Source organism: Nocardioides furvisabuli, from assembly GCF_021083185.1.
In the GTDB taxonomy this organism is placed as follows: Bacteria; Actinomycetota; Actinomycetes; order Propionibacteriales; family Nocardioidaceae; genus Nocardioides; species Nocardioides furvisabuli.
Genome location: NZ_JAIGQB010000003.1, coordinates 555,363 through 581,079, shown reverse-complemented (window position 1 = coordinate 581,079; position 25,717 = coordinate 555,363). Strand labels below are relative to the sequence as shown.

At 72.0% G+C, this 25,717-nt stretch carries 22 protein-coding genes, 1 pseudogene and 1 riboswitch; of the genes and pseudogenes, 12 read left to right on the top strand and 11 right to left on the bottom strand.

Features of this window, described 5'->3' with window-relative positions; all coding sequences use genetic code 11:
- Positions 1–301: 301 nt before the first annotated feature.
- Together K4G59_RS20650 and K4G59_RS09165 are read left to right on the top strand one after the other, a co-directional pair.
- Positions 302–412: pseudogene (locus K4G59_RS20650) on the top strand (DUF2510 domain-containing protein); the annotation flags it as partial.
- Between the two features lie 75 nt (positions 413–487).
- Complete coding sequence (locus K4G59_RS09165) at positions 488–1,198, top strand: hypothetical protein (protein WP_231250655.1); 711 nt, start codon at positions 488–490, stop codon at positions 1,196–1,198.
- Positions 1,199–1,316: 118 nt separating this feature from the next.
- On the opposite strand, the gene cbiE is transcribed toward K4G59_RS09165, so the two are convergent.
- Positions 1,317–2,531 (bottom strand): precorrin-6y C5,15-methyltransferase (decarboxylating) subunit CbiE, encoded by a 1,215-nt coding sequence (gene cbiE, locus K4G59_RS09160; RefSeq protein ID WP_231250654.1) that lies wholly within the window; start codon positions 2,529–2,531, stop codon positions 1,317–1,319.
- 18 nt (positions 2,532–2,549) lie between these two features.
- Positions 2,550–2,696, top strand: a riboswitch (cobalamin riboswitch).
- 26 nt (positions 2,697–2,722) lie between these two features.
- Here cbiE and K4G59_RS09155 point away from each other — a divergent pair.
- From K4G59_RS09155 to K4G59_RS09125, 7 genes are all read left to right on the top strand, one after another.
- Positions 2,723–4,732 (top strand): magnesium chelatase subunit D family protein, encoded by a 2,010-nt coding sequence (locus K4G59_RS09155; RefSeq protein WP_231250653.1) that lies wholly within the window; start codon positions 2,723–2,725, stop codon positions 4,730–4,732.
- On the top strand, positions 4,729–5,370 hold the full coding sequence (gene bluB, locus K4G59_RS09150) for a 5,6-dimethylbenzimidazole synthase (protein WP_231250652.1): 642 nt from the start codon (positions 4,729–4,731) through the stop codon (positions 5,368–5,370). Before K4G59_RS09155 ends, bluB begins: the two co-directional genes overlap by 4 nt.
- Positions 5,370–5,984, top strand: coding sequence for a cob(I)yrinic acid a,c-diamide adenosyltransferase (cobO, locus tag K4G59_RS09145; RefSeq protein WP_231250651.1), 615 nt, complete (start codon positions 5,370–5,372; stop codon positions 5,982–5,984). Before bluB ends, cobO begins: the two co-directional genes overlap by 1 nt.
- Complete coding sequence (gene cobBC / locus K4G59_RS09140; RefSeq protein ID WP_231250650.1) at positions 5,981–8,452, top strand: bifunctional hydrogenobyrinic acid a,c-diamide synthase/histidinol phosphate aminotransferase CobBC; 2,472 nt, start codon at positions 5,981–5,983, stop codon at positions 8,450–8,452. The genes cobO and cobBC overlap by 4 nt, the downstream gene beginning before the upstream one ends.
- Before the next feature lie 70 nt (positions 8,453–8,522).
- Positions 8,523–8,747, top strand: coding sequence for a CbtB domain-containing protein (locus K4G59_RS09135; protein ID WP_231250649.1), 225 nt, complete (start codon positions 8,523–8,525; stop codon positions 8,745–8,747).
- A 7-nt stretch (positions 8,748–8,754) separates the two neighbouring features.
- Entirely contained in the window at positions 8,755–9,549 is a 795-nt protein-coding gene (locus K4G59_RS09130; RefSeq protein WP_231250648.1) for a CbtA family protein, read from the top strand.
- A gap of 1 nt (position 9,550) precedes the next feature.
- Entirely contained in the window at positions 9,551–10,495 is a 945-nt protein-coding gene (locus K4G59_RS09125; protein WP_231250647.1) for a cobalamin biosynthesis protein, read from the top strand.
- A 99-nt stretch (positions 10,496–10,594) separates the two neighbouring features.
- Here the strand turns inward: K4G59_RS09125 and K4G59_RS09120 are convergent, their stop codons facing one another.
- The 3 genes from K4G59_RS09120 to K4G59_RS09110 are packed head-to-tail and all read right to left on the bottom strand — an operon-like array spanning position 10,595 to position 13,342.
- Positions 10,595–11,095 (bottom strand): YflT domain-containing protein, encoded by a 501-nt coding sequence (locus K4G59_RS09120; protein ID WP_231250646.1) that lies wholly within the window; start codon positions 11,093–11,095, stop codon positions 10,595–10,597.
- A 4-nt stretch (positions 11,096–11,099) separates the two neighbouring features.
- Positions 11,100–11,849 (bottom strand): cobalt-precorrin-6A reductase, encoded by a 750-nt coding sequence (locus tag K4G59_RS09115; RefSeq protein ID WP_231250645.1) that lies wholly within the window; start codon positions 11,847–11,849, stop codon positions 11,100–11,102.
- On the bottom strand, positions 11,846–13,342 hold the full coding sequence (locus K4G59_RS09110) for a cobyric acid synthase (protein WP_231250644.1): 1,497 nt from the start codon (positions 13,340–13,342) through the stop codon (positions 11,846–11,848). The genes K4G59_RS09115 and K4G59_RS09110 overlap by 4 nt, the downstream gene beginning before the upstream one ends.
- 329 nt (positions 13,343–13,671) lie before the next feature.
- Between K4G59_RS09110 and K4G59_RS09105 the strand changes: the two genes are divergently transcribed.
- Positions 13,672–14,403, top strand: a complete 732-nt coding sequence (locus K4G59_RS09105) for a pentapeptide repeat-containing protein (protein ID WP_231250643.1) — start codon at positions 13,672–13,674, stop codon at positions 14,401–14,403.
- A 170-nt stretch (positions 14,404–14,573) separates the two neighbouring features.
- Here K4G59_RS09105 and K4G59_RS09100 read toward each other — a convergent pair whose 3' ends face one another.
- The gene (locus tag K4G59_RS09100) at positions 14,574–14,813 is read right to left on the bottom strand and encodes a hypothetical protein (RefSeq protein ID WP_231250642.1); all 240 of its coding nucleotides are present in this window, start codon (positions 14,811–14,813) and stop codon (positions 14,574–14,576) included.
- 169 nt (positions 14,814–14,982) lie between these two features.
- Here K4G59_RS09100 and K4G59_RS09095 point away from each other — a divergent pair, with 169 nt between their 5' ends.
- Positions 14,983–17,604 carry a PKD domain-containing protein gene (locus K4G59_RS09095; protein ID WP_231250641.1) on the top strand — a complete coding sequence of 874 codons (2,622 nt, stop codon included), beginning with the start codon at positions 14,983–14,985 and terminating at the stop codon, positions 17,602–17,604.
- A gap of 60 nt (positions 17,605–17,664) precedes the next feature.
- Here the strand turns inward: K4G59_RS09095 and K4G59_RS09090 are convergent, their stop codons facing one another.
- The 5 genes from K4G59_RS09090 to K4G59_RS09070 form a co-directional block, all read right to left on the bottom strand.
- A complete protein-coding gene (locus K4G59_RS09090) occupies positions 17,665–18,096 on the bottom strand; it encodes a heat shock protein transcriptional repressor HspR (protein WP_231250640.1) in 432 nt (143 codons plus the stop codon).
- A complete protein-coding gene (dnaJ, locus tag K4G59_RS09085) occupies positions 18,093–19,268 on the bottom strand; it encodes a molecular chaperone DnaJ (RefSeq protein WP_231250639.1) in 1,176 nt (391 codons plus the stop codon). The genes K4G59_RS09090 and dnaJ overlap by 4 nt, the downstream gene beginning before the upstream one ends.
- Before the next feature lie 47 nt (positions 19,269–19,315).
- Positions 19,316–20,023 carry a nucleotide exchange factor GrpE gene (gene grpE, locus K4G59_RS09080; RefSeq protein ID WP_231250638.1) on the bottom strand — a complete coding sequence of 236 codons (708 nt, stop codon included), beginning with the start codon at positions 20,021–20,023 and terminating at the stop codon, positions 19,316–19,318.
- Positions 20,020–21,882, bottom strand: coding sequence for a molecular chaperone DnaK (gene dnaK, locus K4G59_RS09075; protein WP_231250637.1), 1,863 nt, complete (start codon positions 21,880–21,882; stop codon positions 20,020–20,022). The genes grpE and dnaK overlap by 4 nt, the downstream gene beginning before the upstream one ends.
- 162 nt (positions 21,883–22,044) lie before the next feature.
- Positions 22,045–22,845 (bottom strand): GNAT family N-acetyltransferase, encoded by an 801-nt coding sequence (locus K4G59_RS09070; protein ID WP_231250636.1) that lies wholly within the window; start codon positions 22,843–22,845, stop codon positions 22,045–22,047.
- Positions 22,846–22,972: 127 nt separating this feature from the next.
- Here K4G59_RS09070 and K4G59_RS09065 point away from each other — a divergent pair, with 127 nt between their 5' ends.
- Positions 22,973–23,683, top strand: coding sequence for an SGNH/GDSL hydrolase family protein (locus tag K4G59_RS09065; protein ID WP_231250635.1), 711 nt, complete (start codon positions 22,973–22,975; stop codon positions 23,681–23,683).
- Positions 23,684–23,702: 19 nt separating this feature from the next.
- On the opposite strand, the gene K4G59_RS09060 is transcribed toward K4G59_RS09065, so the two are convergent.
- Entirely contained in the window at positions 23,703–25,652 is a 1,950-nt protein-coding gene (locus K4G59_RS09060; protein WP_231250634.1) for a M3 family metallopeptidase, read from the bottom strand.
- Between the last annotated feature and the right edge of the window lie 65 nt (positions 25,653–25,717).

Here is a 25,717-nt window from a genome sequence, read left to right as displayed (position 1 = left end):
ACTGCGGGGCGACTCTTCAATCCAGCGCGGTCGACCTGCACCCGCACATCGACACTTCGGATCAGCCACTTCCCGGACCCGCGGAGAAGACGCTACGCCGAACCGGTTGACAACAGAAGGGAGCCGGAGTGACGTACCTCGGAGGCGGCCCCCGCCCCCGCTAGAACAGGGGTGCTCGCGCTCCTCCCAACTGGGGATCATCGGCTTTCCTGAACAAGTGGGCAGTGCCGATGAGATGGTGACAAAGCCCGGAGCTACAGCCGGCCCCGGGCTCTGCAGCCGCAACGGGGGATAGATCGTTATGTCGTCAAGCACACCACCACCGCCGCCTGGTTGGTTCCCAGACCAAACGAATAGTCAGCAGATGCGCTGGTGGGATGGTCAGACGTGGACCAGCCGAACCCAGCCCACTCCCGCGCCCGATGAGGGTGTTGCAGGTTCCGACATCATCGGCCCAGGCTTGGGCGCGGGGCCTCAGGCTCCCTCGATGGCTGGGTCAGCTCGAAGGAAGCCGTGGTACTTCCGATGGTGGGCGATCACGGCAGCGGTGCTCGTAGCACTGTCGATCTTCGGCAACCTGTTGCCCGACGACACGCAGGCCGAGCCCACCTCCGCCGCTGACGATCCTTCATCAGAAGATGAGCCCTCTTCCGATCCCACCCGGTCCGCGGAGGAGATAGAAGCCGAGCGCCGTGAGCAAGCGCGGCAAGAGCGTGAGGAGAAACGCGCCGAGGCTCAAAAAAGGCGTGAGGAGCGGGCTGCGGCCGAGAAGGCCCAGAAGGCAGCAGCGGCCGAGAAGGCCAAAAGGGCGGCAGCCGAAGCGGCACGCGTGAACCCAGCCACATACCGGGCTGTGACTGATCGTGACCTAGCCTTGATCGTCAAGAACCCGGACGCTCACGTCGGGAAGAAGATCATGCTCTACGGCTACGTGACACAGTCCGACTCTGTAACGGGGCCGAAGAACCTGCTTGCGGACACGTCAGCGACTCCAGGCTACGAGTGGTACGACTTCGATACCAACAGCCTGATATCGGCGCCGGGACCGAACTTGTTCGCGAATGTCGTAGAGGACGACCTGGTCACCCTCTATGTGGAGGTGGTTGGCTCGTACTCCTATGACACGCAAGCTGGTGGCAACACAACGGTGCCTCAGTTCCTGGCGAACATCGTTCGAGTGACCGGTAGCGTCGCGTAGCCTGGCAAGCTCGATTGCAGGGCCAGCTACTTGCATCATCCGCCGAGGCAGGTTGCTATCGGCGCGGCTCGGGGCCGGTTCGCGCCCGTAGGTGGCGAATCGAAGCTGGTTGGGTGCCTCAGTTCTCGGCTCTGCCCCAAGCCCACTGCGTGACCGCGCGGGCAGGCGTCCAGCCGGTGAAGGTTCCGACCGGCGCGGTCGTCTCGACGCCGACGCGGGTGAGCTCGCCGCCGTGGTCGGCGTACGCCTGGGCGAGGAGCGCCTCGGTCTCGAGGGTCACTCCGTGGACGACGAGGCGGCCGCCGGGCCTCAGCGCGGCGAGGCACGTGTCGAGGACGCCTTCCCGGGTGGCGCCACCACCGATGAAGATCGCGTCTGGAGACTCGAGGCCCGACAACGCTGCAGGCGCGCGGCCCTCGACGACCTGAAGGTCAGGGACCCCGAGGGCAGATGCGTTGCGGGCGATCCGCGCAGCCCGCTCGGGGTCCGACTCGATGGCGATGGTGCGGCAGGTCGGGCGGGACCGCATCCACTCGATGCCCACCGACCCGGCCCCGGCACCGACGTCCCAAAGGAGCTGACCGGGAGCAGGCATCAGACGGGCGAGAGCGGAGGCGCGGAGGTCGCGCTTGGTGAGCTGGCCATCGTTCTCGAAGGCGTCGTCGGGGAGGCCCGGCGCCCAGGATGCGAGGCCGTTCCCGGCCACCTCGAGAGCAATGACGTTCAACGCCGGCGACGTCTCGGACCACGACGACGCGACACCCGAGACGGACGACTCCGACGAAGACCCCAGGTCCCCGAGCACCGTCAGACGCGACGCACCCCAGCCCGACGAGGCCAGCAGCGAGGCGAGCGCATCAGGCGTCGACGCATCCGACGACAGCACCAGCACCCGTTGCCCCGGCGCGCACTCACGCAACACACGAGCCACCAACCGCCCGACGACGGTCACCACCGCGCAGGACTCAAAGGACCATCCCATCCGGGCCCGCGCCAGCGCCACCGACGACACGGCCGGCACCACGCGTACGGGCGCTCCCAGGTCGAGCAGGGTCGACGCGATCCCCGACACCAGCGGATCCCCCGACGCCAGCGCGACGACGGGACGCCCGGCGTACTCACGAAGCAAGGACGGCAGGCCATCAGAGAGCGGCGACGGCCACGGCACCCGCACCTGGCCGGGCACCGCAGGCACCAGCGACAGGTGCCGCGACCCACCCCACAGCACCGCCGCCTCGAGCACCAGCGATCGCGACGACGCGGGCAAGGACTCGAAGCCGTCGGCTCCGATCCCGACGACCACGACCTCGCTGGGCACCCCGGTGGACGACATGGCCGCAGACGCTATCGTGACGCGCACAAGGCGAGAGGTGCCCCGAAGTCTGGGGAGAATCTGGGAAGCCGGTGAGAATCCGGCACAGGGCCCGCTGCGGTGACTCGAGACGTCGATCCAGGCGTTCAGAGAAGTCCGAAGACCGGCCTCCCGCCATCCACCAGAAGTTGGCAACGAGAGCGGGAGCCCCCATGCCACTGCAGTACCCCCTGTCCGCGATCGTCCCCTCACAGGCCGACGACCGCGACGACATGACCCTCGCGCTGGTCCTCACCACGATCTCCCCCGAGGTCGGCGGCGTCCTCGTGCGGGGCGAGAAGGGCACGGCGAAGTCCACCACCGTGCGCGCCCTCGCCTCCGTGCTGCCGCCGATCGAGGTGGTCGCCGGCGACCGGTTCTCGAGCCGTCCCGGAGAAACGTCTCCAGATGGAGACTGGCCGCTCGACGCCGAGACCGAGACCCGGCCCGTGCGCCTCGTCGAGCTCCCCGTCGGCGCCACCGAGGACCGCGTGCTCGGCTCGCTGCACCTGTCCAAGGTGCTCGCCGACGGCGTCGCGGAGTACGAGCCCGGCCTCCTCGCCCGCGCGCACCGCGGCCTGCTCTACGTCGACGAGGTCAACCTCCTGCACGACCACCTCGTCGACCTGCTGCTCGACGCCGCTGCGATGGGCCGCTCCACCGTCGAGCGTGACGGGGTCTCGGTCGACCACGCCGCCCGCTTCGTGCTCGTCGGCACCATGAACCCCGAGGAGGGCGAGCTCCGCCCCCAGCTCCTCGACCGCTTCGGCCTCACCGTCGAGATCGCCGCGCCACGTGACCCGAGACTGCGCGCCGAGGTCGTACGCCGCCGGCTCGCCTTCGACGCCGACCCGGAGACGTTCGTCGAGGCGTACGCCGACGCGGAGCGCACGCTGACCGATCGGATCGCCGCCGCCCGCAAGCTGCTGCCCGAGGTCGAGCTCACCGACGCGGTGCTGACCAAGGTCGCCGAGGTCTGCGCCGCCTTCGAGGTCGACGGGATGCGCGCCGACATCGTCACCACGCGTACGGCCGTCGCGCACGCCGCGTGGAACGGACGCACCACCGTCACGCGGGCCGACATCCGCCACGCCGCGCTGCTGGCGCTCCCCCACCGGCGGCGGCGGAATCCGTTCGATGCGCCGGGGTTGGACGAGGAGCTGCTCGACGCGGTCCTCGGGGACGAGGAGCCGGAGCCGGAGCCGCCGCTGCCGCCGGAGCCGGAGGATGAGGGGGACGGAGACTCCGAGGGGCCTGGTTTCGAGACGGGCGCTGAGCGCCCTCCTCAACCAACGGATGGCAGTGCGGAGCGCCCCACTCGACCAGCGAATGAGGACCAGGGTTTCGAGACGGGCGCTGAGGGCCCTCCTCAACCAACGAGTGTGGTGGCCGCCGCGGACCCCTACAAAGTCCGCCGCTTCGAGGTCACCGGCACCGGAGCCGGGGAGTCGGGCAAGCGGTCCCGCGCGCTGACGTCGAACGGGCGGCGCGCGGGCATCGACCCGACCGGCCAGGGCGGGCTGCACCTCGTCGAGACGATCCGCGCCGCCGCGCCGCACCAGCTGGCACGCGGCCGCACCCAAGGTCGGCTCAGGTTCGAGCACTCCGACCTCCGCACCGCCCGGCGCGAGGGACGCGAGGCCAACCTGGTCCTCTTCTGCGTCGACGCGTCCGGCTCGATGGCGGCGCGCAAGCGGATGGAGCAGGTCAAGACCGCGATCCTCAGCCTGCTGCTCGACGCCTACCAGCGCCGCGACAAGGTCGGGCTGGTCACCTTCCGCGGCGACGGCGCCGACGTCGCGCTGCCGCCGACGCACTCGGTCGACATCGCCGCCCGGCGTCTGGCCGAGCTGCCTGCGGGAGGGCGTACGCCACTCGCCGAGGGCCTCCTCACTGCGGCCGAGGTGCTGCGCGTCGAAGCGGTGCGGGACCCGAGGCGGCGCCCGCTGCTCATCGTGATCACCGACGGCCGCGCGACCCACGGCGCCGACGCCGTCGCGCGCAGCCGACAGGCTGGGCAGTGGATCGCCGAGCACCGGACGACCGCGGTCGTCGTCGACTGCGAGCAGGGCCCGATGCGGATGGGCCTCGCCGGCTCGCTCGCGCGGGCCATGCAGGCCACCCACCTGCCGATCGCCGACGTCAGCGCGAGCGCGCTGACCACACTGGCCAACGCCGCATGAGCGCGCAGACGCTGAGCCAGGACCTCTACGACGTCATCGCCCGCCGCCGCGACGTACGTGCTGAGTTCAGCGGCGAGCCCGTCGACCTCGGGGCGCTGCGACGTGTGCTCGAGGCCGCCCACCACGCACCCAGCGTCGGGCACTCGCAGCCGTGGGACTTCGTCCTCGTCTTCGACGACCGCACACGCGAGACGTTCGTCGAGCACGTCGAGACCGAACGCCAGACCTTTGCCGCCCAGCTCGACGGCGAGCGCCGCGAGAGGTTCGAGCGGATCAAGGTCGAGGGCATCCGCGAGTCCGGCCTCGGCGTCGTCGTGACGTACGACCCCGACCGCGGCGGGCAGCACGTGCTCGGTCGTCACGCGATCGCCGACACCGGGCTCTACTCCACCTGCCTGGCCATCCAGAACCTCTGGCTCGCCGCCACCGCGGAGGGCCTCGGCGTCGGGTGGGTGTCGTTCTACCGCGAGGAGTTCCTCGCCGACCTCGTCGGGCTGCCCGACGGCGTACGCCCGGTCGCCTGGCTCTGTCTGGGACCGGTCACCGAGCTGCAGGAGGTGCCGGACCTCGTCCGGCACGGCTGGCGCGGGGGCCGCACCCTCGACGAGGCCATCCACGTCGAGGGCTGGAGGGCCTGATGCCGCAGGGAGTGCCGACCACGATCCCCGATGACGGGCTGACCACGCGCGAGCGCCGCAACCGGCCCTTGATCGTCGTCAATACAGGTCCCGGCAAGGGCAAGTCGACGGCCGCCTTCGGTCTGGCGATGCGCGGGTGGAACCAGGGCTTCAGCATCGGGGTCTTCCAGTTCGTGAAGTCCGCCAAGTGGCGCATCGGCGAGCAGACCGTGCTCGAGCGCCTCGGCGAGCTGCACGAGCAGACCGGCGAGGGCGGGCCCGTCACCTGGCACAAGATGGGCTCCGGCTGGTCGTGGTCGCGCAAGGCCGGCACCGAGGAGGACCACGCCGCCGACGCCGCCGAGGGCTGGGCCGAGATCAAGCGCGCGCTCGCGGAGGAGCGCCACGACCTCTACGTCCTCGACGAGTTCACCTATCCGATGAAGTGGGGCTGGGTCGACGTCGACGACGTCGTCGCCACGCTGACCAGCCGACCCGGCCGGCAGCACGTCGTCATCACCGGCCGCCACGCCGACCCGCGCCTGGTCGAGGCCGCCAACCTGGTCACCGAGATGGGGCAGGTCAAGCACCCGATGGAGGTCGGGCAGAAGGGGCAGCGAGGCATCGAGTGGTGACCCTCCCCCGGCTCATGGTTGCCGCGCCGGCCTCCGGCCACGGCAAGACCACCGTCGCCACCGGGCTGATGGCCGCGCTCGCCCGCGCCGGCCACACCGTCAGCGGCCACAAGGTCGGCCCCGACTACATCGACCCCGGCTACCACGCGCTCGCCACCGGCCGCCCCGGCCGCAACCTCGACCCGCACCTCGTCGGGGAGGAACGCCTCGTGCCGCTGCTGCTGCACGGCGCCGCCGGCGCGGACCTGGCCGTCATCGAGGGCGTGATGGGCCTGTACGACGGGCAGATCGGTGGTGACGGGTTCGCCTCGACCGCGCACGTCGCCAGCGTGACGCGTACGCCCGTGGTGCTGGTCGTCGACATCTCGTCCGCCTCGCGCACCATCGCCGCGACCATCCATGGCCTCCGCACCTGGGCCCAGCCGCCGGTCGACGTCGTGGGGGTCGTGCTCAACAAGGCGGGGTCGGCGCGGCACGCCGACGAGGTCGTCCGGTCCATCGGCGACCAGCTGCCGGTGCTCGGGGTTCTCCAGCGCGACGACGGCATCGAGGCGCCCTCGCGGCACCTCGGGCTGGTGCCGGCGGCCGAGCGGGCGGACGCCTCGGCGGCGCTCGACCGGCTGGCGGCGCAGATCGCGGAGCGGGTGGACCTCGAGCGGGTCGTACGTCTCGCGCGCGCGGCGCCTGGGCTGGAGGGGCCGCCGTGGGACCCCCGGGTAGTCCACCGGGAAATGGCTGCTGACCACCCATCGGGACAACCACTTCCCGGTGGACTACCAGGGGTGAGAGCGGGCAGCGCCAGGATCGCCGTCGCGGGCGGGCGGGCCTTCACCTTCCGCTACGCCGAGACGACTCTGCTGCTGCAGGCCGCCGGAGCCGAGGTCGTCGAGCTCGACCCCCTCACCGACACCCGCCTGCCCGAGGGCACGACGGGGCTCTACCTCGGAGGCGGCTTCCCGGAGATGCACGCCGCCGAGCTCGGGGCCAACGAGCGCCTGCTGCGCGAGCTGCGTACGGCGATCACGCGGGGGTTGCCGACGGTCGCGGAGTGCGCCGGGCTGCTCTACCTCTGCGAGTCGGTGCGCGGCCCGGACGGGCCGGCGCTGCCGATGGTCGGCGCCGTCGACGCCACCGCCGAGATGGCGCCGCGGCTCACGTTGTCCTACCGCACCGCCACCTCCCCCGCCGACAACCTCCTGGCCCGCGCCGGCGAGGTGGTCACCGGGCACGAGTTCCACCGCACCCACCTCACGCGCACCCCCACCGGCGACGCGGCCTGGCTGATGCCCGACCCCGCCGGCGTCGCCACCGCCACCCTCCACGCGTCCTACCTCCACACCCACTGGGCCGGCCACCCGCAGCTGGCCGCGCGCTTCGTCGAGGCAGCCCGCACCCACCGGGGTCCCGACCTGCGCCACCACGGCGACAAGGACACCGGTCCCGGGCTGGTCGACCTCGCCGTCAACGTCTTCGACGGCCCACGCCCGACCTGGCTCGACCGCGCGCTCGCCGACAGCCTCGCGGACGCCGACGCCTACCCGGACGCCACCGACGCAGAGGCCGCGGTCGCCCGACGCCACGGCCGCGAGCCGGCCGACGTGCTCGCCACCGCCGGCGCCGCCGAGGCCTTCACCCTCATCGCGCGGCTGCGGCCATGGCGGCACCCGGTGGTCGTGCACCCGCAGTTCACCGAGCCCGAGGTCGCGCTGCGCACCGCCGGCCACACGGTCGGCCAGGTCGTCCTGCGGCACGAGGACGGCTTCCGCCTCGACCCCCACGACGTGCCCGTCGACGCCGACCTCGTGGTCGTCGGCAACCCGACCAACCCGACCGGCGTACGCCACCCCGCGGCCGTCATCCGCGGACTCGCGAGACCGGGACGGGTGGTCGTCGTCGACGAGGCCTTCCTCGACGACGACGTCGAGACGCTGGCCGACGAGCGCCACGCCGGGATCGTCGTCCTCCGCAGCCTCACCAAGATCTGGTCGATCCCCGGGATCCGCGCGGGCTACGTCCTCGCCGAGCCCGACGTCGTACGAGCCCTGCGGGACCTCCAGACACCCTGGTCCGTCTCCGCGCCCGCCATCGCTGCGCTGATCGCGACCAGCAACGAGCAGGCCCGCGAAGAGGCGCTGGCGAGGGCGCATGAGCTCGAACGACGGCGCCGGCACCTCGAGGACGGACTGCACGATCTCGGCATCGAGACCGTGCCCAGCACCGCGCCGTACGTCCTCGCCCGCACGGGCGTCGGGAGCCGGAAAGCCCTACGGGACAGGGGTTTCGCGGTCCGCAGGGCCGACACGTTCCCGGGGCTGAGCGACGCATGGGTCCGGATCAGCGCCCGCCGCGAGGCCGTCACCGACGACCTCCTGGGTGCGCTACGCTCCACGCACCCAGTCCTGAGGAAGCCGGTGGGAATCCGGCGCAGTGGCGCTACTGTGACATCGCTCAGCCACACCGAGCGGTGAAGTCAGACCCGACGGACTGGAAGTCACTCCCCATCAACCCGGGACGCTTTCATCCCGTAGGAGGAACACCATGGCGCACGCCATCTCCAGCTCCACCCCGTCCACCGTCGCTCCGGCCGACCTTGCCATCCCGCTGCGGGAGATCGCTCCCTGGCTGGTCCTCGGCGCGCTCTTCGCGATGTCGGTCGTCGTGCTGATCAGCTCGGTCCAGGGCGCGATCACCATCCCCGCGGGCACCGCGATCCACGAGTGGGTCCACGACGGTCGACACCTGCTCGGCTTCCCCTGCCACTGACCCACCGATGACCACCCGCACCTTCCTGGTGCACGGTCTCCTCGCCGGTCTCCTCGCCGGTGTCGCTGCGTTCGTCGTGGCGTACACCGTCGGGGAGCCGCAGGTCGACCGTGCCATCGCGCTCGAGTCCGCAGGCGCCACTGCCGACCACCACCACGAGGACGACGTCACCACTTCCGGGGCGGCCTCGCACTCCCACTCCCACGACGACGCGGCGATCTCCCGCACCACCCAGTCGACGCTCGGCCTCGCCACGGGCACCCTCGCCATCGGCATCGTGCTCGGCGGCCTGACCGGCCTGCTGTCCGCGGTCGGCCTCGGCCGTCTCGGCAGCCTCCGGCCCGCCGCGAGCACTGCGCTCGTGGCGCTGCTCGGGGCGGTGTCGTTCAGCGTCGTGCCCTTCCTGAAGTACCCCGCCACCCCACCCGCCGTCGGCTCCGGCGAGACCATCGACAGCCGCACCGCGCTGTGGTTCGGCTTCGTCGCGGTCTCGGTGCTCGGCGTGCTGGCCGCCGTCGCGGTCGCTCGGCGGGCGGCCCACCGGTGGAGCGGGGTGCCGGGCATCGTCGCCGGCGCCGCTGCGTACGTCGTCGTGGTCGCCGTTGCCGCGCTCTTCTTTCCCGAGGTCGACGAGCTGGGCGGCTTCCCGGCGAGCGTCCTGTGGGACTTCCGCATCTCGTCGCTGCTGACCCTGCTGGCGATGTGGGCGGTGATCGGCGCCGTCCTGACGGTCCTGGTCGACCGCACGTGGCGCCGGCAGGAGGCGGCCGCGGCGCAGCGCGCCTTCGCCGCCACGCTCTGACATGTCGGTCGGGGTGAGCCGGGCGCTCGGAATACTCCTCGGCCACCTCGCCGACAGGCGCCTCGGCGACCCGCGCCGCTGGCACCCCGTGGCGATCTTCGGCAGCGCCGCTGCCGCCCTCGAGAGGCGCACGTACGCCGACTCGCGGGCGCGCGGCCTGCTCCACCTGACCCTCCTGGCCGGGACCGCCGCGGGGGGCGGTCTCGGCCTGGAGCTGCGGACGAGGAACCACCCCGTCGCCCACACGCTCCTCACCGCCGCCGCGACGTGGACCGTGCTCGGCGGCACGTCGCTGGCCAGCGAGGCACGAGCCGTCCACGACCTGCTCGCTGACGACGACCTGCCCGGCGCGCGCCGGCGCCTCACCCACCTCGTCGGCCGCGACACCTCGATCCTCGACGAGGCAGAGGTCAGCCGCGCCGTCGTCGAGTCGGTCGCGGAGAACACCTCCGACGCCGTCGTCGCCCCGCTCGTCTGGGGCGCGTGCCTCGGCGTCCCCGGTCTGCTCGGCTACCGCGCGGCCAACACCCTCGACGCGATGGTCGGCCACCGCGGCGAGCGCTACGGCCGCTTCGGCTGGGCCTCGGCGCGCTTCGACGACCTGCTCAACCTGCCCGGCGCCAGGCTCAGCGGTCTGCTCGCCGCGGCCCTCGCCCCCACGGTCGGCGGCCGTCCGTCAGCCGCGCTCCGCGCCTGGCGTCGGGACGCCCGCCGCCACCCCAGCCCCAACGCGGGCGTCGTCGAGGCCGCCTTCGCCGGCGCGCTCGGCGTGCGCCTCGGAGGGCGCAACCACTACGCCCACGGCGCCGAGGACCGCGTGGTCCTCGGCGACGGTCCACCGCCGGACCGCGCGGACATCGAGCGGGCGGTACGCCTGGCCGACGCGGTCGGCACCGGCGCCGTCGTCGCGGCCGTGCTCATCGCGTGGCGTTCCGCTCGGTCGTAGACGCGCAGACATTGGTCCGGTCAGGCCGGACGCGGCACGCTCAGCGGGTGGCGCCGCAACGACCAATGTCTGCGTGTCTGCGTCCCGACGGGCAGCGGCTCAGGCGAAGGGGTCCGGCAGCGCCCCCGGCAGCCCGGCCAGCAGCTCGCGCGCCCGGGCGGCGTCCTTGTGCTCGACGAGCACCTCGTACTTCGTCGCCACCACCTGGGTGATGGAGGAGAAGTCGCGCTGCCCGCGGGTGAAGGCGTAGCCGATGAGCGCCCAGACGAGCCCGAAGGTCGCGCCGATGAAGGCGGTGCTGAGGAGCACCTGCCAGAGGTTCTCCTCGGTGAAGAGCGCGAAGACCAGTCCGATGAAGATACCGAACCACAGCCCGGACAGGATGCCGCCGACCGCGACTTTCGACCAGGTCAGCCGCCCGGTGACGCGCTCGATGCGCTTGAGGTCGGTGCCCACGATCATCAGCTGGCTGACGGGGAAGTCCGCGTCGGCGAGGAAGTCCACGCTCTTCTGCGCCTTGGCGTAGTCGTCGTAGACCGCGAGCGACTGCGGGAACTTCAGCTTGAGCGGAGAGGCGGGGGTCAGGCCCGGGGTCGACATGCCCTCACGATACGGCCGAGGACGACACGACCCAGGCCAGCGCCGCAGCCGCGTCCGGGACGGTCTCCACGCCGTCCACCTCCGCACGTCGTCGCACGACCACGACCGGCACGCCGAGCTGATCGGCGGCCGCCATCTTCGGCCACGTGTAGGAGCCGCCGGAGTCCTTGGTGACGAGCACGTCTATCGCGTGCCCGGCGAGGAGCTCGAGCTCACCGGAGAGGTCGTAGGGCCCCCGGTCCAGCATCACCAGCCACGGCGCCGGCACCTCGATCTCGGGCGGGTCGACGACGCGCACCACGGCCCGGTGGCCGGCCAGTGGCCCGACGAAGTGGCCGAGCGGCTGGCGCCCCACCGTCAGCAACGGGCGCCGACCCAGCGACGCAGCCAGCGTCGCCGCCGAAGCGTGGTCGTCCACCCAGCGCCACGCGTCAGCGCCCGGGGCGTCGCCCCATCCCGGCCGGGCCAGCCGGAGCAGCGGCACACCCGACGCGGCGCAGGCCGCGACGGCGTTGGCTGACATCCCCTCCGCGAAGGGGTGCGTCGCGTCCACGACCGCCGTGGCGCCGCGCTCGGCGAGCCACGCGCGCAGCCCCTCGACCCCGCCGAAGCCGCCCATCCGCACCTCACCGACCGGCAGTCGCGGCCGCTCGACCCGCCCGGCCAGCGACGACACGAAGTCCACGCCTGCCTCGTCCAGGAGCACCGCCAGCTCGCGCGCCTCGCTCGTCCCGCCCAGCAGGAGCACCGTCATCGTGATGCCCCCGGCTCCAGCGCCGGCATACCGGCCGACGCACCCTCACGCGCCAGAGCGAGCAGTGCGTCGAGGTCGAGGTGCTCCTCGGCGAGGTCGCCGAGCAGGTCCAGCCGTCGCTCGCGCTGCTCGGCGAAGCTCACGTCGGAGGGCTCGTACGCCACGCCGGCCGCCGCGGCGACCTCGGTGAGGAGCGCGCGGCGCAGGTGGTCACCCTCCAGGCTGCCGTGCCACATCGTGCCGAGGACGGCACCCGCGCGCGCTCCGCCCAGGAACTCCTCGCCGCCGTGCCGGGTGGTCCGGCCGTGGTGGATCTCGTAGCCGTGGGCGTCGGCCCCCAGCGCCGACCCGACCGGCAGCCGCAGCACCTTGTCGGCCTTGAAGGTCGTGGTCACGTCGAGCAGCCCCAGCCCCGCCACGTCGGCACCGGCCACCCCCTCGACACCGGCCGGGTCGAGGATCCTCCGGCCCAGCATCTGGAAGCCGCCGCAGATCCCCAGCACCGGCTTGCCCGCTGCGGCGTGGTCGAGCACGGCCCGGTCGAGCCCGCGCGAGCGGAGCCAGGCCAGGTCCTCCAGGGTCGCGCGAGTGCCGGGAAGCACGACGAGGTCGGCACCGGCGAGCGCCCGCGGGTCCGAGGCGAAGACCACGTCGACGCTTGGCTCGATGCCCAGCGCGTCGACGTCGGTGAAGTTCGAGATCCGCGGGAGGCGTACGACGGCCACCCGCAGCCGCGCCTCCCCCTGGCTCGCCCGCCGACCGCTCAGGTCGAGCGCGTCCTCGGAGTCGAGCCACAGGTCCGGGTGCCACGGCAGCACGCCGTACACCTCCCGGCCGGTCAGCTCGCGGAGCTCGTCCAGTCCCGGGCGCAGCAGGTCGACGTCGCCGCGGAACTTGTTGACCACGAAGCCCGCGACCAGCGCCTGGTCCGCGGCGTCCAGCAGCGCCAGCGTGCCGAACATCGCCGCGAAGACGCCACCGCGGTCGATGTCGCCGACCACCACGGTGGGGATCGCGCCGTGCTGCGCCAGCCCCATGTTGACGTAGTCGCCCGCCCGCAGGTTGATCTCCGCCGGGCTGCCCGCGCCCTCCGCCACGACCAGGTCCCAGCGGGAGGAGAGGTCGTCGAAGGCGGAGTACGCCGCATCGCGCAGGTGGGTGCGTCCGCCGACGAAGTCCTTGGAGTCGATCGAGCCGCCGGGACGCCCCATCACCACGACGTGGCTGCGCCGGTCGCCGCCGGGCTTGAGGAGCACCGGGTTCATCGCCGCCTCGGGCTCGGCTCCCGCCGCGACCGCCTGGATCCACTGCGCGCGGCCGATCTCGACGCCACGGCCGTCGGGGGTGGCGCACACCATCGAGTTGTTCGACATGTTCTGCGCCTTGAAGGGCGCCACCCTCACACCGCGACGCGCGTACGCCCGGCACAGGGCGGTCGTGACGATCGTCTTTCCGGCGTCCGACGTCGTCCCAGCCACCAGCAGCGCGCTCACGGCGTCAGCCTAGGGGTCCAGCCACCCATCGCCGGTCGAGTGGCCGCCGAGGAACGAGGCGCGGTATCGAGACCTCCCCGAGCAATCTTTACCTTTCACCTGTTTGATTCCGCGAACAAGCGGGCATGCTGGATGCTATGAGCAAGCTGATCTTCGACAACCGGTTCATCGCGGTCCTGTTCGTCGCGCTGCTCTTCGTCAACGCCTTCGCGATCCAACGCGGCTGGTACGGAGCCTGACGCAGGTCCTCACCACCTGCGTGACACGATCCCCGGGTGGCGACACCCGGCTTGAGATCTGACTGCGCCTCCTGCTTCGGGCTCTGCTGCGTGCTGCTGCCCTTCTCGGCCTCGTCCGGCTTCGGTGTCGACAAGCCCAGCGGGCGCGCCTGCCTCAACCTGCTCGACGACGACCGCTGCGGCATCCACGACTCGCTGCGCGAGAAGGGGTGGCCGGGCTGCACGGTCTTCGAGTGCTTCGGTGCCGGCCAGCAGGTCTCGCAGATCACCTACGCCGGGGTCTCCTGGCGCGACCAGGACAACCTGCCCGAGATGGCGGCCGTCCTGTCGGTGATGCGGCAGCTGCACGAGATGCTCGTGCACCTCCTCGAGGTGGAGCGCCGCTCGCCGGACGAGGACTCACGCGCCGCGAGCGCAGAGATCGAGCAGCTCACCGCGGCCGACCCCGACACCCTCCTGCAGCTCGACATCGACGTCCTCCACGACCGGGTCGGACGCCTGCTCGCCGACGCCGGCGCGCGCGTACGCCGCCGGTGGCCCGACGCCGGCGACCTGTCGCGCCGGGACCTGGCCGGCCGGCGCCTCGAGGGCGACCACCGCGGATGGACCCTCCGCGCCTCCGTGCTGATCCGCGCGGACCTGCGCGACGCCGACCTCGACGAGGCCGACCTGCTCGGCTGCGACCTCCGCGACGCCGACGTACGCGGGTGCGACCTGTCCGGTGCGCTCTTCCTCACCCAGCCGCAGGTCAACGCCGCGACAGGCGACGGCACGACGAAGCTGCCTCCCGGGCTGATGCGCCCCGGGCACTGGCCGACCTGAGCGCTCGCCCGGCGCCGCGGGCGTGGCCGACGGGGAGGTGCCCGACGAAGCGACCGTGCGGCGGGTGGCCGACGAGGTGTGGGAGCTGCTCGTCTCGCAGGTCGCCGAGCTCCGCGGCGAGCCCCGACCCGACCGGCGTGCCGGAGGAGGCGCTCAGCGCCTGAGACGGCTCAGGAGTAGCGGTGGCTCTTGGCCGCGTGGCCCTGCTCGCGCGTGCAGGTGCGGCCGCTCATGTTGCGGTGGCCGCACAGCTCGTCGGCCGCCACTGGCTCGGTCGCCGGGACAGCCTTCCTCGCCGTCGCTGGGGGCGCCACAGCCGCCTTCGGTCGCGCCGGCGCAGCCGCCGCTCGCTTCTGGGACTCGGCGTACTTGGCCTCGCGCATGGCCCGCAGGTTGTCCATCTTGCTCATCGTTCGCTCACGCCCCGACCCTAGGCGGTGCCACCGACAACGCCTCACTCGCCGCCTCGGGTGGCTACCAAAGTTGGGGATATCGAGGCCCGTGTCCGAGCGGTCCGAGCGCGCGCCCACATTCTCGGAATCCCGCGCCGACGCGGCGCGGTCCCCCGAGAAGGTGTCCATGAACACTCCGAAGAAGCCGGCCGCGCGCAGCGCGGTCGTGGCGATCCTCGCCCTGATCGGCTCGATGATCGCCGTGGTGCTCGCTGCCACACCCGCAGCAGCGAGCCACTACCGGGCGAACCAGCTCACCTGGCACGCCGGCGGCGCCGCCAACCAGGTCGAGTTCCACCTCACCGGCTCGTGGCGGTGCTCCTTCTACATCGACCCCTGCACCTTCGCGCCCGGCGACGTGGTCACCTCCCAGTACATCGACACCGGGGACGGTGAGGCCGTCGTCGTGGAGATGACCGCGGTGACCGTCGACCCCGTCAACGACGTCGTGACCGCGGAGGGACACGCGGTCCACACCTACGCCGCAGCCGGGTCCTACGTGGCGTCCTCCTCGGACTGCTGCCGGCTCTCGTCCTCCGACGGTCACATGAACAACGGCGACGGCGAGATCCGCTACGAGACGCTGGTCGACCTGAGCAAGACGTCCGCGAGCCCCGTCGGTCTCGTGCCTCCCATCGTCGACTGCCCCGTGGAGTCGACCTGCACCTTCAGCGTCCCCGCCAGCGACCCGGACAGCCAGCCGATGAAGTGGCGTCTCGCCACCGACCTGGAGGCAGGGGGCAGCGCGGGCGCGTTCACCCAGCCGGCCGGAGCGACGATCGCCGCGACGACCGGCCTCTACACGTGGGACACGCGCGGGGCTGACCTCGCCACGTCGGGCAGCACGTTCTACAGCACCCAGGTGATGATCGAGAACGTCGTCGGTGGTGTCGTGGTCAGCAGGGCTGCAGTGGACTTCTTCATCAGGCTGGGGTCCAACTCCACGAACGCCCAGCCGGTCTTCACCAGTCCCACGCCGGCCAACGGCGCCGTGCTGAACGCCGTGCTGGGCACGCCCTTCAGCTTCACCGTGGCCGCGAGCGACCCGGACGCAGGAGACGTCGTCACGCCCTCTGCGATCGGCCTGCCGGGCGGAGCCACCTTCGCCCCGACCCCGGGAAACCCAGCGAGCGGCACCTTCTCGTGGACCCCGAACGCGGTCGGCGACCACAACGTCACGCTGCTGGCGGCTGACGACAAGGGGCTCGGCGCTGTCCCGCGCACCGTGACGATCCGGGTGACGAGCACGAACCCGCCGCCGGTCGTCGACGCCGGGCCCGACCGTTCGGGCCCGAACCGCTCCGAGGTGACCCTGGACGGCACGGTGACCGACACCGAACCGGTGACGACGAAGTGGACGGCGACCCCGCTCAGCGGCGTGCCGACCGGCGCGACCTGCACCTTCGCCAACCCCAACGCCGTCGACACCACCGTGTCCTGCACCAGCGCAGGCACCTGGACGCTCACCCTCACCGCCGACGACGGCACCAACCCGCCCGTCTCCGACACGGCGGTGCTGACCCTCACCAACCCCGCACCGCTGGTCGACGCCGGAGCGGACCGGTCGGGCGCGAACTCGACGGCGATCAGCCTGGACGGCACGGTGACCGACACCGAACCGGTGACGACGAAGTGGACGGCGACCCCGCTCAGCGGCGTGCCGACCGGCGCGACCTGCACCTTCGCCAACCCCAACGCCGTGGACACCACCGTGTCCTGCACCAGCGCAGGCACCTGGACGCTCACCCTCACCGCCGACGACGGCACCAACCCTCCGGTGTCCGACACGGCGACCCTGACCGTCACCAACCCCGCGCCCGACGTGGACGCAGGCACCGACAGGACGGGCGTCGAGGGCAGCCCCATCGCCCTGGACGCGACGGTGGGTGACACCGAGCCGGTGACCACGACGTGGAAGGCGACGGCAGGAGCGAATGTCGACGCGGGGGCCTCGTGCACCTTCGCCGACCCTGGCGCCGTCGACACGACGGTGCGATGCACCGACGACGGCACCTGGACCCTCGAGCTGACCGGTGACGACGGGGTCAACCCGAAGGTCAGCGACACCCTCGTCCTGACGGTGACCAACGCGGCACCCGGCGTGAGCATCACGGCACCCGCAGCCGGGACCACGACGCCGACGGGCACCGCGGTGTCGCTCTCCGCGACGACCACCGACGCCGGCAGCAACGACACGCGCACCTGCTCGATCGCGTGGGGCGACGGGACGTCCGGTGCCGGCACCATGACCGGCGGGACCTGCACCGGCAGCCACACCTACACGGCAGCGGGGACCCCCACGATCAGCGTGACGGTGACCGACGACGACGGCGGGAGCACCACGGCGACGCGTTCGATCACCGTGACCGCCACGACGCCCCCGCCCCCGGCCGACGCGCTGAAGGTGACCGGCGGCGGCTGGCTCGACGAGGGCCGCGACAAGGCGCGGTTCGGCTTCGTGGCCAAGTCGAGCGGCGCCGGCTACCGCGGGAAGATCACGGTGCGGGTCCACGGAGACAGGTTCAAGGGCACGACCGTGAGCAGCCTGGCCGTGTCGGGGAGGACCGCGACCTGGTCCGGCACCGGCAGGTGGAACGGCAAGAAGGGCTACACCTTCTCGGCCGAGGCGACCGACCACCGCAGGAAGGGCAAGAAGGACAAGCTCGTCATCAAGGTGAAGGACGCCAGGGGCACGGTGGTCCTCAGCCTGGGCGGCCAGCTCACCAAGGGGCAGATCACGATCCACTGACCCCGACGCCTGCACCGGTCCGCGGCGACGCCGAGGACCGGTGCAGCGCGTCGCGCGGGTTCAGCGCGGCCGGCGCCAGACCACGACCGACTGGCCGACGGACTGGTGCAGGACCGGCAGCTTGTTGGCCGGGGCCTGCATCGCGGCGCGCGCGGTCATCCCGCGGCGTACGGCGTCGAGCTCGGCGAGGAGCTCCTCGTTGCGGGCGCGCAGCGCGTCGAGCTGGTTCTCCAGCTCCATGATCCGGCGTACACCCTCGATGCCGATGCCGGCGCTGGTGAGGTCGGCGATCTCGCGCAGCCGCTCGAGGTCGCGGTGGGAGTAACGGCGACCGCCACCCCCGGTGCGCCCCGGTGCGATCAGGCCCATCCGCTCGTAGGCCCGCAGCGTCTGCGGGTGCAGGCCGGTCAGCTCCGCCGCCACGCTGATGACGTAGACGGCGGCGTCGGGCGGGGGCGAGCCGAACGGGACGCTCATCTGGGGTGAGTTCATGCGTCGAAGAGTCCTGCGCGCAGCGGCTTGCCGGCCATGGCCGTGCGGTAGGCCTCGACGGCCTCCCGCGCGGCGTCGTCGAGCGACGACGGGACGCACACCTCGACGGTGGCCAGCAGGTCGCCCTTGGTCCCGTCGCGGCGGGTTGCACCCTTGCCGCGGACGCGGAAGGTGCGCCCGTTGGGCGTGCCGGGGGGGAGACGCAGGGTGACCGGTGCGCCGCCCAGCGTCGGGATCTTCACCTCGCCGCCCAGCGCCGCCTCGTCGAAGGAGACCGGGACGTCGAGGGTGAGGTTGTCACCCGTGCGCCCGAAGACGCGGTGCGGGGTCACCTTCACCGTGACGAAGAGGTCGCCGGACGGTCCGCCGTTCTCCCCCGGTGCGCCCTTGCCCTTGAGGCGGATCCGGGCGCCGTCCTTGACGCCGGCCGGGATGCGGGCCTGGATCGTGCGGGCCGAGGTGCCGCGACCGCTGCCGTGGCACGTGGGGCACGCCTCGTCGTAGACGAGCTGACGCCCGCCACAGGCCGGGCACGTCTCGTTGATCGAGAACGCCCCTCCCGTGCCGGCGACCACGAAGCCCGCGCCCTCGCACTCAGGGCAGATGTGCGGCCGGGTTCCCGGCTTGCCGCCGGTGCCCTGACAGGTGGCGCAGGCGCTGTCGGAGGTGAGCCGCAGCGAGACCGTCACCCCGCCGAGGGCGTCGGTGAAGCCGATCGTCGCGGTGCTCTCGACGTCCGCGCCGCGCCGCGCCCGCGGCTGCTGGTGCGTACGCGTGCGCTGGCCGCCTCCGAAGAGGTCGCCGAACATGTCGCCCAGCCCGCCCGACCCACGGTCGCGCAGCAGGTCGTCCATGCTGAACCCGCCTCCACCGCCGCCGCCGAAGCCGCCGCCGCCCATGCCGGGGCCGAAGCCGCCGCGTGCCTGCAGCGAGCGGAACTCGTCGTACTTGGCGCGCTTGGCCTCGTCACCCACGACGTCGTACGCCTCGGCGACCGCCTTGAACTTCTCGTGCTTGGCGTCGTCGCCGGGGTTGGAGTCGGGGTGGTTCTCCCGGGCCAGCTTGCGGTAGGCCTTCTTGACGTCGGCGGACGACGCGTCCTTCTGGATGCCGAGGACCTTGTAGAAGTCCTTGGTCGCCCAGTCGTTGCGGAACCCTTCGTTGTCAGCCACGGGTGAACCTCCTCTCCGTCATCGTGTCGTCGCCGGCGGGTGCGGGCTCAGCCGTCGACAGGGTCGACCACCAGGACCTGGGCGGCTCGCACCACCCGGTCGCCGATCTTGTAGCCCGCCTTGGCGATGTGCTTGCACGTCGCGACACTGACCTCCGGGTCGGTGCCCAGGTGGCTGAGCGCCTCGTGGAGATTGGGGTCGAACGGGTCGCCGGGCGCACCGAAGCGGGTCAGGCCGAGGTTGGCCACGACCCCCTCGAGCTGGTCGGCGACGGCCTTGAAGCCACCGTCGACGTCGCCGTGCTCGCGCGCGCGGTCGATCGTGTCGAGCACCTCGATGATCGGTGCGAGGACGCGGTAGGTCGCGTTCTCGGCGATCAGCTGGCGGTCGCGGTCGACGCGCTTGCGGTAGTTGGCGTACTCCGCCTGGAGGCGCTGCAGGTCGGCCGTGCGCTCGGCGAGCTGGACCTCGGCCGAGGCCGAGACGCCGTCGTCGTCGAGGTCCTGCGGCTCCAGCGGCCCGCCCTCCTCGAGCCAGTTGTCGACACCGCTGGTGCTGTCGTCGGCACCGGGGTCCGTCGTGGTGTCGCCGGCCGTGTCGGACGTGGTGTCGGACGTGGTGTCGGACGTGGTGTCGGACGCTGGGTCCGGCTGGCCGGCCGAGGCCGAGGCACCCTCCTGGGGCGCCTCGACCTCGGTCTCGTTGGCCATCTCGCCGGCCGCGTCACCGAACGATGCGCTGCCGGGCTCGGTCACTTGGACTCACCCTCGGAGGACTCGTCGGTGGTCTCGTCGACGATCTCGGCGTCCACGACGTCGTCGTCGGACTCGCCCGTCGCGCCGGTGGCACCACCCGCGGCGGCCTGGTCGGCCTCCGCGGCGGCGTACATCGCCGCGCCCATCTTCTGGCTGGACTCGTTGAGCTTCGTGACGGCCGCGGTGATCTCCTCGGACGAGGCGTCCTCGCGGGCCAGCTCGGCCTTGAGCGCGTCGACGTCGGCCTGGACCTCGGTCTTCACGTCGTCGGGCAGCTTCTCGCCGTTGTCGGTGAGGAACTTCTCAGTCGTGTAGACGAGCTGGTCGCCCTGGTTGCGGGCCTCGACGGCCTCGCGACGCTTGGCGTCCTCCTCGGCGTACTGCTCGGCCTCCTTGACCATGCGGTCGATCTCGTCCTTGCCGAGCGCGGAGCCGCCGGAGATCGTCATCGACTGCTCACGGCCGGACGCCTGGTCCTTGGCCGAGACGTGCACGATGCCGTTGGCGTCGATGTCGAAGGTGACCTCGATCTTCGGCACGCCGCGCGGGGCCGGCGGAAGGCCGGTCAGCTCGAAGTTGCCGAGGGGCTGGTTCTGCGACCACATCTGGCGCTCGCCCTGCGCGACCTTGATCTCCACCGACGGCTGGTTGTCGTCGGCGGTGGTGAAGATCTCCGAGCGCTTGGTCGGGATGGTGGTGTTGCGCTCGATGAGGGTGGTCATCACGCCGCCCTTGGTCTCGATGCCCAGCGACAGCGGGGTCACGTCGAGCAGGAGCACGTCCTTGACCTCGCCCTTGAGGACGCCGGCCTGGAGCGCGGCGCCGACGGCGACGACCTCGTCGGGGTTGACGCCCTTGTTGGGCTGCTTGCCGCCGAGGAGCTCGGTGACGACCTCGGTGACGGCGGGCATGCGGGTGGAGCCGCCGACGAGCACGACGTGGTCGATCTTGTCGACCGCGACGCCGCCGTCCTTCAGCACGTTCTTGAACGGCGCCTTGGTGCGCTCGAGCAGGTCGGCGGTGAGCTTCTGGAACTCGCTGCGGGTCAGCTTCTCCTCGAAGTGGAGCGGGCCGGACTCGCCATGGGTGATGTAGGGCAGGTGGACCGTGGTCTCGCTCGAGGAGGACAGCTCGATCTTCGCCTTCTCCGCGGCCTCCTGGAGTCGCTGCTTGGCGATCTTGTCGGCCGCGAGGTCGACGCCGTTGGAGTCCTTGAACTTCTTGACCATCCACTCCACGACGCGGTTGTCCCAGTCGTCGCCACCGAGGTGGTTGTCACCGGAGGTGGCCTTGACCTCGACCACGCCCTCGCCGATCTCGAGGAGGGACACGTCGAAGGTGCCGCCACCGAGGTCGAAGACGAGGATCGTCTGGTCCTCGCCCTTGTCGAGGCCGTAGGCCAGCGCCGCGGCGGTGGGCTCGTTGACGATGCGGCTCACGTTGAGGCCGGCGATCTCGCCCGCCTCCTTCGTGGCCTGGCGCTGCGCGTCGGAGAAGTACGCCGGCACGGTGATGACCGCGTCGGTCACGGTCTCGCCGAGGTAGGCCTCGGCGTCGCGCTTGAGCTTCTGCAGCACGAACGCGCTGATCTGCTGGGGGGTGAAGGTCTTGTCGTCGATGTCGACCTTCCAGTCCTCGCCCATGTGGCGCTTGACGGACCGGATGGTGCGGTCGACGTTGGTGACCGCTTGACGCTTGGCGACCTCTCCGACGAGCACCTCGCCGGACTTGGTGAAGGCCACGACGGACGGGGTGGTCCGGGCGCCTTCGGCGTTGGCGATGACGGTGGGTTCTCCACCTTCGAGGACGGCCACGACGGAGTTCGTCGTGCCGAGGTCGATGCCGACGGCTCGAGCCATGGGGGTTTACCTCCTGCGTTGGATCCTGCGGATGAGAGCCATCCTGCCCAACTGCGGCCGGACTGGCAAAACACTTGAGTCGATCTCACTCAACTCTGTTCATAGGTCTCAACGCAGGACGGCGCCGGATGTTCCCCGATCCGCCGATGAATTTCCGACCGCTCAGCGGGTCCAGACGTACGGCGTCGTGGTGGTGACCGCGCGCAGGCCCGCACGCTCGAGGATCGGGCGCGACATGTCGGTGCAGTCGGAGTGGATCAGGCGCGCGCCGCGCTCGGTCGCGGAGCGGGCACGCGCGGCGACGAGCGCGCGGTAGATCCCCCGCCCGCGTAGCTCCGGGAGCGTCGACCCGCCCCAGATCCCCGCGAACTCCGTGCCCTCGACCGGCGTCAGCCGGCCCGCGCACACCACCCGGTCGCCGACCTCGGCGATCCAGAACTCCGACGCCCCACCCTCCAGCTCGGCCAGCGCCGAGGCGACGGACGGGCCCCTCCCACCACCGAAGACCGACTCCTGCGCGGCGAGCATGCGGGTCAGGTCGTCGACCGCGTCGGCGCCGGGCTCGATGCGGCGTACGACGACGGGGCCGGCCGGGGTGTCGTCGAGCGGCACGTCGACCGCGAGCCTCGCGGCCTCGCCGATCATCACGGTCTCGACCGGCTCCGCGACCAGGCCGTGGGCGAGGAGACGCTCGCCGAGTTCGGCGGGCAGGTCGTGGCCGCGCGACTTCCACTCGAAGGAGGAGACGTCGGTGTCGTCGCGAAAGTGCGCGACCGTGCGGGCGATGGCCTCGTCGAGCGCTGCTCCCTCGAGCCCACCGAGGTCGCGGTAGGACACGAAGCCGCCGTGGTCGAAGACCGCCCACAGCAACGGGCCGTCCTCGACGACCTCGTGGGCGCCGACCATCTCGGCGTCGGTGCGCAGCTGCTCGTCGTACGCCGCCAGGAGGCCGTCGCTCGCCATGGCGGGCAGCCTAGGTGGCCACCGACCGCCGCCGCTCCCGGTTTCCGGCACGTCCCGGGCCCGGATCAGGGGAGGTCAAGGGTCGTTTCCGCTTCGCGATCACGGCTCGAGGCCGCAGACTTCTCCTGTGCTGCATCGGGGGAACCTGCGCCGGGTCGTCGGCGCCTCAGCCATCGCCGTGCTGCTCGCTGCCCTGATGGCGTTCTACGTCGCCGACCGCGCCGGCGCCGGCATGGGCCGCTGCCAGCAGCACCGCGCCGACGCGCGCGAGCGCGCCGCCATCGTCACCGGGGACGGCGAGCCGGTCCTGGTCATCGGCGACTCCTGGTCGGTCGGCCTCGGCCAGGACGACCCGGCCCGCTCCTGGGCCGCGGAGCTGCCCGGCGAGGTGCACGTGGCGGGCTTCTCCGGGTCCGGCTTCAGCGCCGGCGCCAGCGGGTGCGGTCGCGTGTCCTTCGCCGACCGTGCCTCCGCCGCACTCGACACCCGCCCGCAGCTCGTGGTCGTCGAGGGTGGCCTCAACGACGTCGACCAGCCGGCGGCGGCGATCGAGCGCGGCTTCCGCCACCTGATGGCCGACCTCGCCGGGCACCCGGTCGTCGTCGTGGGTCCTGCCGCCGCTCCCTCCCGCGCCGCCATGGTGCCGCGGGTCGACGAGCTGCTCGCGGACCTGTCCGAGGCCTTCGGCGTCCCCTACGTCGTCACGAGCGACCTCGAGCTCGACTACCTCGCCGACCGGCTCCACCTCACCGAGGATGGCCACGAGGAGTTCGGCACCGCGGTGGCCGAGCGGATCGCCGACCTCGACCCCACCCGACCCGAGGTGCTGCGCAACTGAGGCGGACCCACCCCCGACGTCACTCCGCCAGCCAGGCCTCCCAGGCGTCGAAGGAGTAGGGCCGGCCGAGGAAGTCCTCGACCAGGTCGGCAGCGTCGCGACGCCCGCCCATCGCCAGGACCTTGTCGCGGTAGGCGTGCGCCACGTCGGGGGCGAAGAGGTCTGCCTCGTCGAAGGCGCTGAAGAGGTCCTTCGCGATCACCAGCGACCACATGTAGGTGTAGTAGCCCGAGGAGTAGCCGTCGAGGTGGCCGAAGGCGCAGTGCATGTGCGCCCCCTGCAGCGGCGGGAAGACCGAGTAGCGGCGCTGGAGCTCGTCGCCGTAGGCCGTGAGGTCGTCGTGAGGGCCGGCGTGGAAGAAGTAGGACCGGGCGGCGTACGCCATCTGCTGCGCGGCGTGGGTGCCCTTGCCGAAGTGGTCGGCACGGCGCATCGCCGCGACCAGCTCGGCCGGGATCGTCTCGCCGGCCCCGTTGCGGGCGAAGGTGGCCAGGACACCTGCGTCCCAGGCCCACTCCTCCAGCATCTGGCTCGGCGCCTCGACGAAGTCCCACTCGGTGGCGACGCCGGAGAAGCGCGCCCACGCGCCCTGCCCGCCGAGCACGTGGTGCACGAGGTGGCCGAACTCGTGGAAGAGCGTCACCACCTCGTCGTGCTCCATCAGGCCGCTGCTGAAGTTGCAGACCAGCACGCCCTCGGGCAGCTGCCGGCCGGCGATGCCGGTGACCATGTCGAACTGGGCGGCGTGCTTGAACTTGCCCTCGCGGGGGTGGAGGTCGAGGTGGATGCGCCCGATCCGTACGCCGTCGAGCCCGACGTCGTAGCTCGCGACATCCTCGTGCCACGTGCCGGCCTCGGCCTGCGGGACAGGGGTCCAGTCGAGGCCGAAGAGCCGGCCGGTGACGTCGAGGAGGCCCTGGCGGACCTGGTCGAAGGGGAAGTAGGTGCGCACGACCTGGCCGTCGACGTCGTACTGCTCGCGACGCACGAGCTCGGAGTAGTAGCGCGAGTCGTAGGTCTCCACCGTCTCGGCGTCGGGCTCGTCCTGGCGCTTGCGCTCCAGCAGCACCCCGAGCTCACGGCCCGCGCGCTGATGCGCTGCGTCGCTGATGCGGTCGATGAAGTCGGCGACGGCCCGGCCCGAGCCGATCATCTTGACCTCGGTGTCGTAGTCGGGCCACGAGTCGTGGCCGAGCAGGGTGGCGGTCTCGCGCCGCACCGCGAGCAGGTCCTGGAGCACCTGGTCGTTCACCGGCCAGGCCACGTTGTTGGCCGCCAGCGACAGCTCGCGGCGGGCCGCGCCGTCCGCGCCGAAGGTCATGAACGGCACCAGGTCGGGGTAGTCGGTGGTGATCGTGACCAGCCCGTCGTCGTCCGCGGGGTGAGCGGTGCGGTAGTCGTCGGGCAGGCCGGCGAGCTGCTCGGGCGCCAGCCGCACCGAGCGCACGTCGTCGCGGATGTGGCGGCCGAAGTCCTGCGAGAGCAGCACGCTGCGCTCGCTCAGCTCGCGCAGCCGCTCGCGGGTGGCCTCGTCGCGGTCGACGCCGGCGCGGCGGAAGTCGCGCAGCGTGTGGTCGAGCACCCGGCGGGCGTCGGCGTCGAGGGCCTCTGCCTCCGGCGTGGCGGCGAGGTCGGCGAGGTCGGCGAGGACGGCGTACAGGTCGCGGTCCAGGCCCAGCTCGGTGACGTACCTCTGCACCACCTGGCCCAGCTCGTCGGCGCGGTCGCGGACCGCGGCGTCGGGGTGGACCTCGGCCCACAGCGCGACGGACCCGGCGTTGCCGAGCGCGGTCTCGGCGGCGTTCCAGGCTCCCAGCACGTCCGCCGCCCCCGAGGCGGCCTTGACCTGCTCGACCAGCCGTCGCGCCTCGTCGAGCTGGCCCTCGCAGCGCGCGGCGACCCAGCCGAGCCAGTCACCTGCCCCGGGGAGGTCGATCGGCGCGGGCGGGACATGGGTCTCGTGGGTCACCGGGCGAGCCTATGACGACCACCTCGGGGTGGTCGTGCGGAATACCTCGCGCCCCGTCGCTGTAG

Excerpts from the sequence above, each read along its gene's own strand:
- K4G59_RS09165 (WP_231250655.1), top strand. The coding sequence starts at position 488 with ATGGCTGGGTCAGCTCGAAGGAAGCCGTGGTACTTCCGATGGTGGGCG.
- cbiE (WP_231250654.1), bottom strand. The coding sequence starts at position 2,531 with ATGTCGTCCACCGGGGTGCCCAGCGAGGTCGTGGTCGTCGGGATCGGA.
- K4G59_RS09155 (WP_231250653.1), top strand. The coding sequence starts at position 2,723 with ATGCCACTGCAGTACCCCCTGTCCGCGATCGTCCCCTCACAGGCCGAC.
- bluB (WP_231250652.1), top strand. The coding sequence starts at position 4,729 with ATGAGCGCGCAGACGCTGAGCCAGGACCTCTACGACGTCATCGCCCGC.
- cobO (WP_231250651.1), top strand. The coding sequence starts at position 5,370 with ATGCCGCAGGGAGTGCCGACCACGATCCCCGATGACGGGCTGACCACG.
- K4G59_RS09135 (WP_231250649.1), top strand. The coding sequence starts at position 8,523 with ATGGCGCACGCCATCTCCAGCTCCACCCCGTCCACCGTCGCTCCGGCC.
- K4G59_RS09130 (WP_231250648.1), top strand. The coding sequence starts at position 8,755 with ATGACCACCCGCACCTTCCTGGTGCACGGTCTCCTCGCCGGTCTCCTC.
- K4G59_RS09125 (WP_231250647.1), top strand. The coding sequence starts at position 9,551 with ATGTCGGTCGGGGTGAGCCGGGCGCTCGGAATACTCCTCGGCCACCTC.
- K4G59_RS09120 (WP_231250646.1), bottom strand. The coding sequence starts at position 11,095 with ATGTCGACCCCGGGCCTGACCCCCGCCTCTCCGCTCAAGCTGAAGTTC.
- K4G59_RS09115 (WP_231250645.1), bottom strand. The coding sequence starts at position 11,849 with ATGACGGTGCTCCTGCTGGGCGGGACGAGCGAGGCGCGCGAGCTGGCG.
- K4G59_RS09100 (WP_231250642.1), bottom strand. The coding sequence starts at position 14,813 with ATGAGCAAGATGGACAACCTGCGGGCCATGCGCGAGGCCAAGTACGCC.
- K4G59_RS09095 (WP_231250641.1), top strand. The coding sequence starts at position 14,983 with ATGAACACTCCGAAGAAGCCGGCCGCGCGCAGCGCGGTCGTGGCGATC.
- K4G59_RS09090 (WP_231250640.1), bottom strand. The coding sequence starts at position 18,096 with ATGAACTCACCCCAGATGAGCGTCCCGTTCGGCTCGCCCCCGCCCGAC.
- dnaK (WP_231250637.1), bottom strand. The coding sequence starts at position 21,882 with ATGGCTCGAGCCGTCGGCATCGACCTCGGCACGACGAACTCCGTCGTG.
- K4G59_RS09070 (WP_231250636.1), bottom strand. The coding sequence starts at position 22,845 with ATGGCGAGCGACGGCCTCCTGGCGGCGTACGACGAGCAGCTGCGCACC.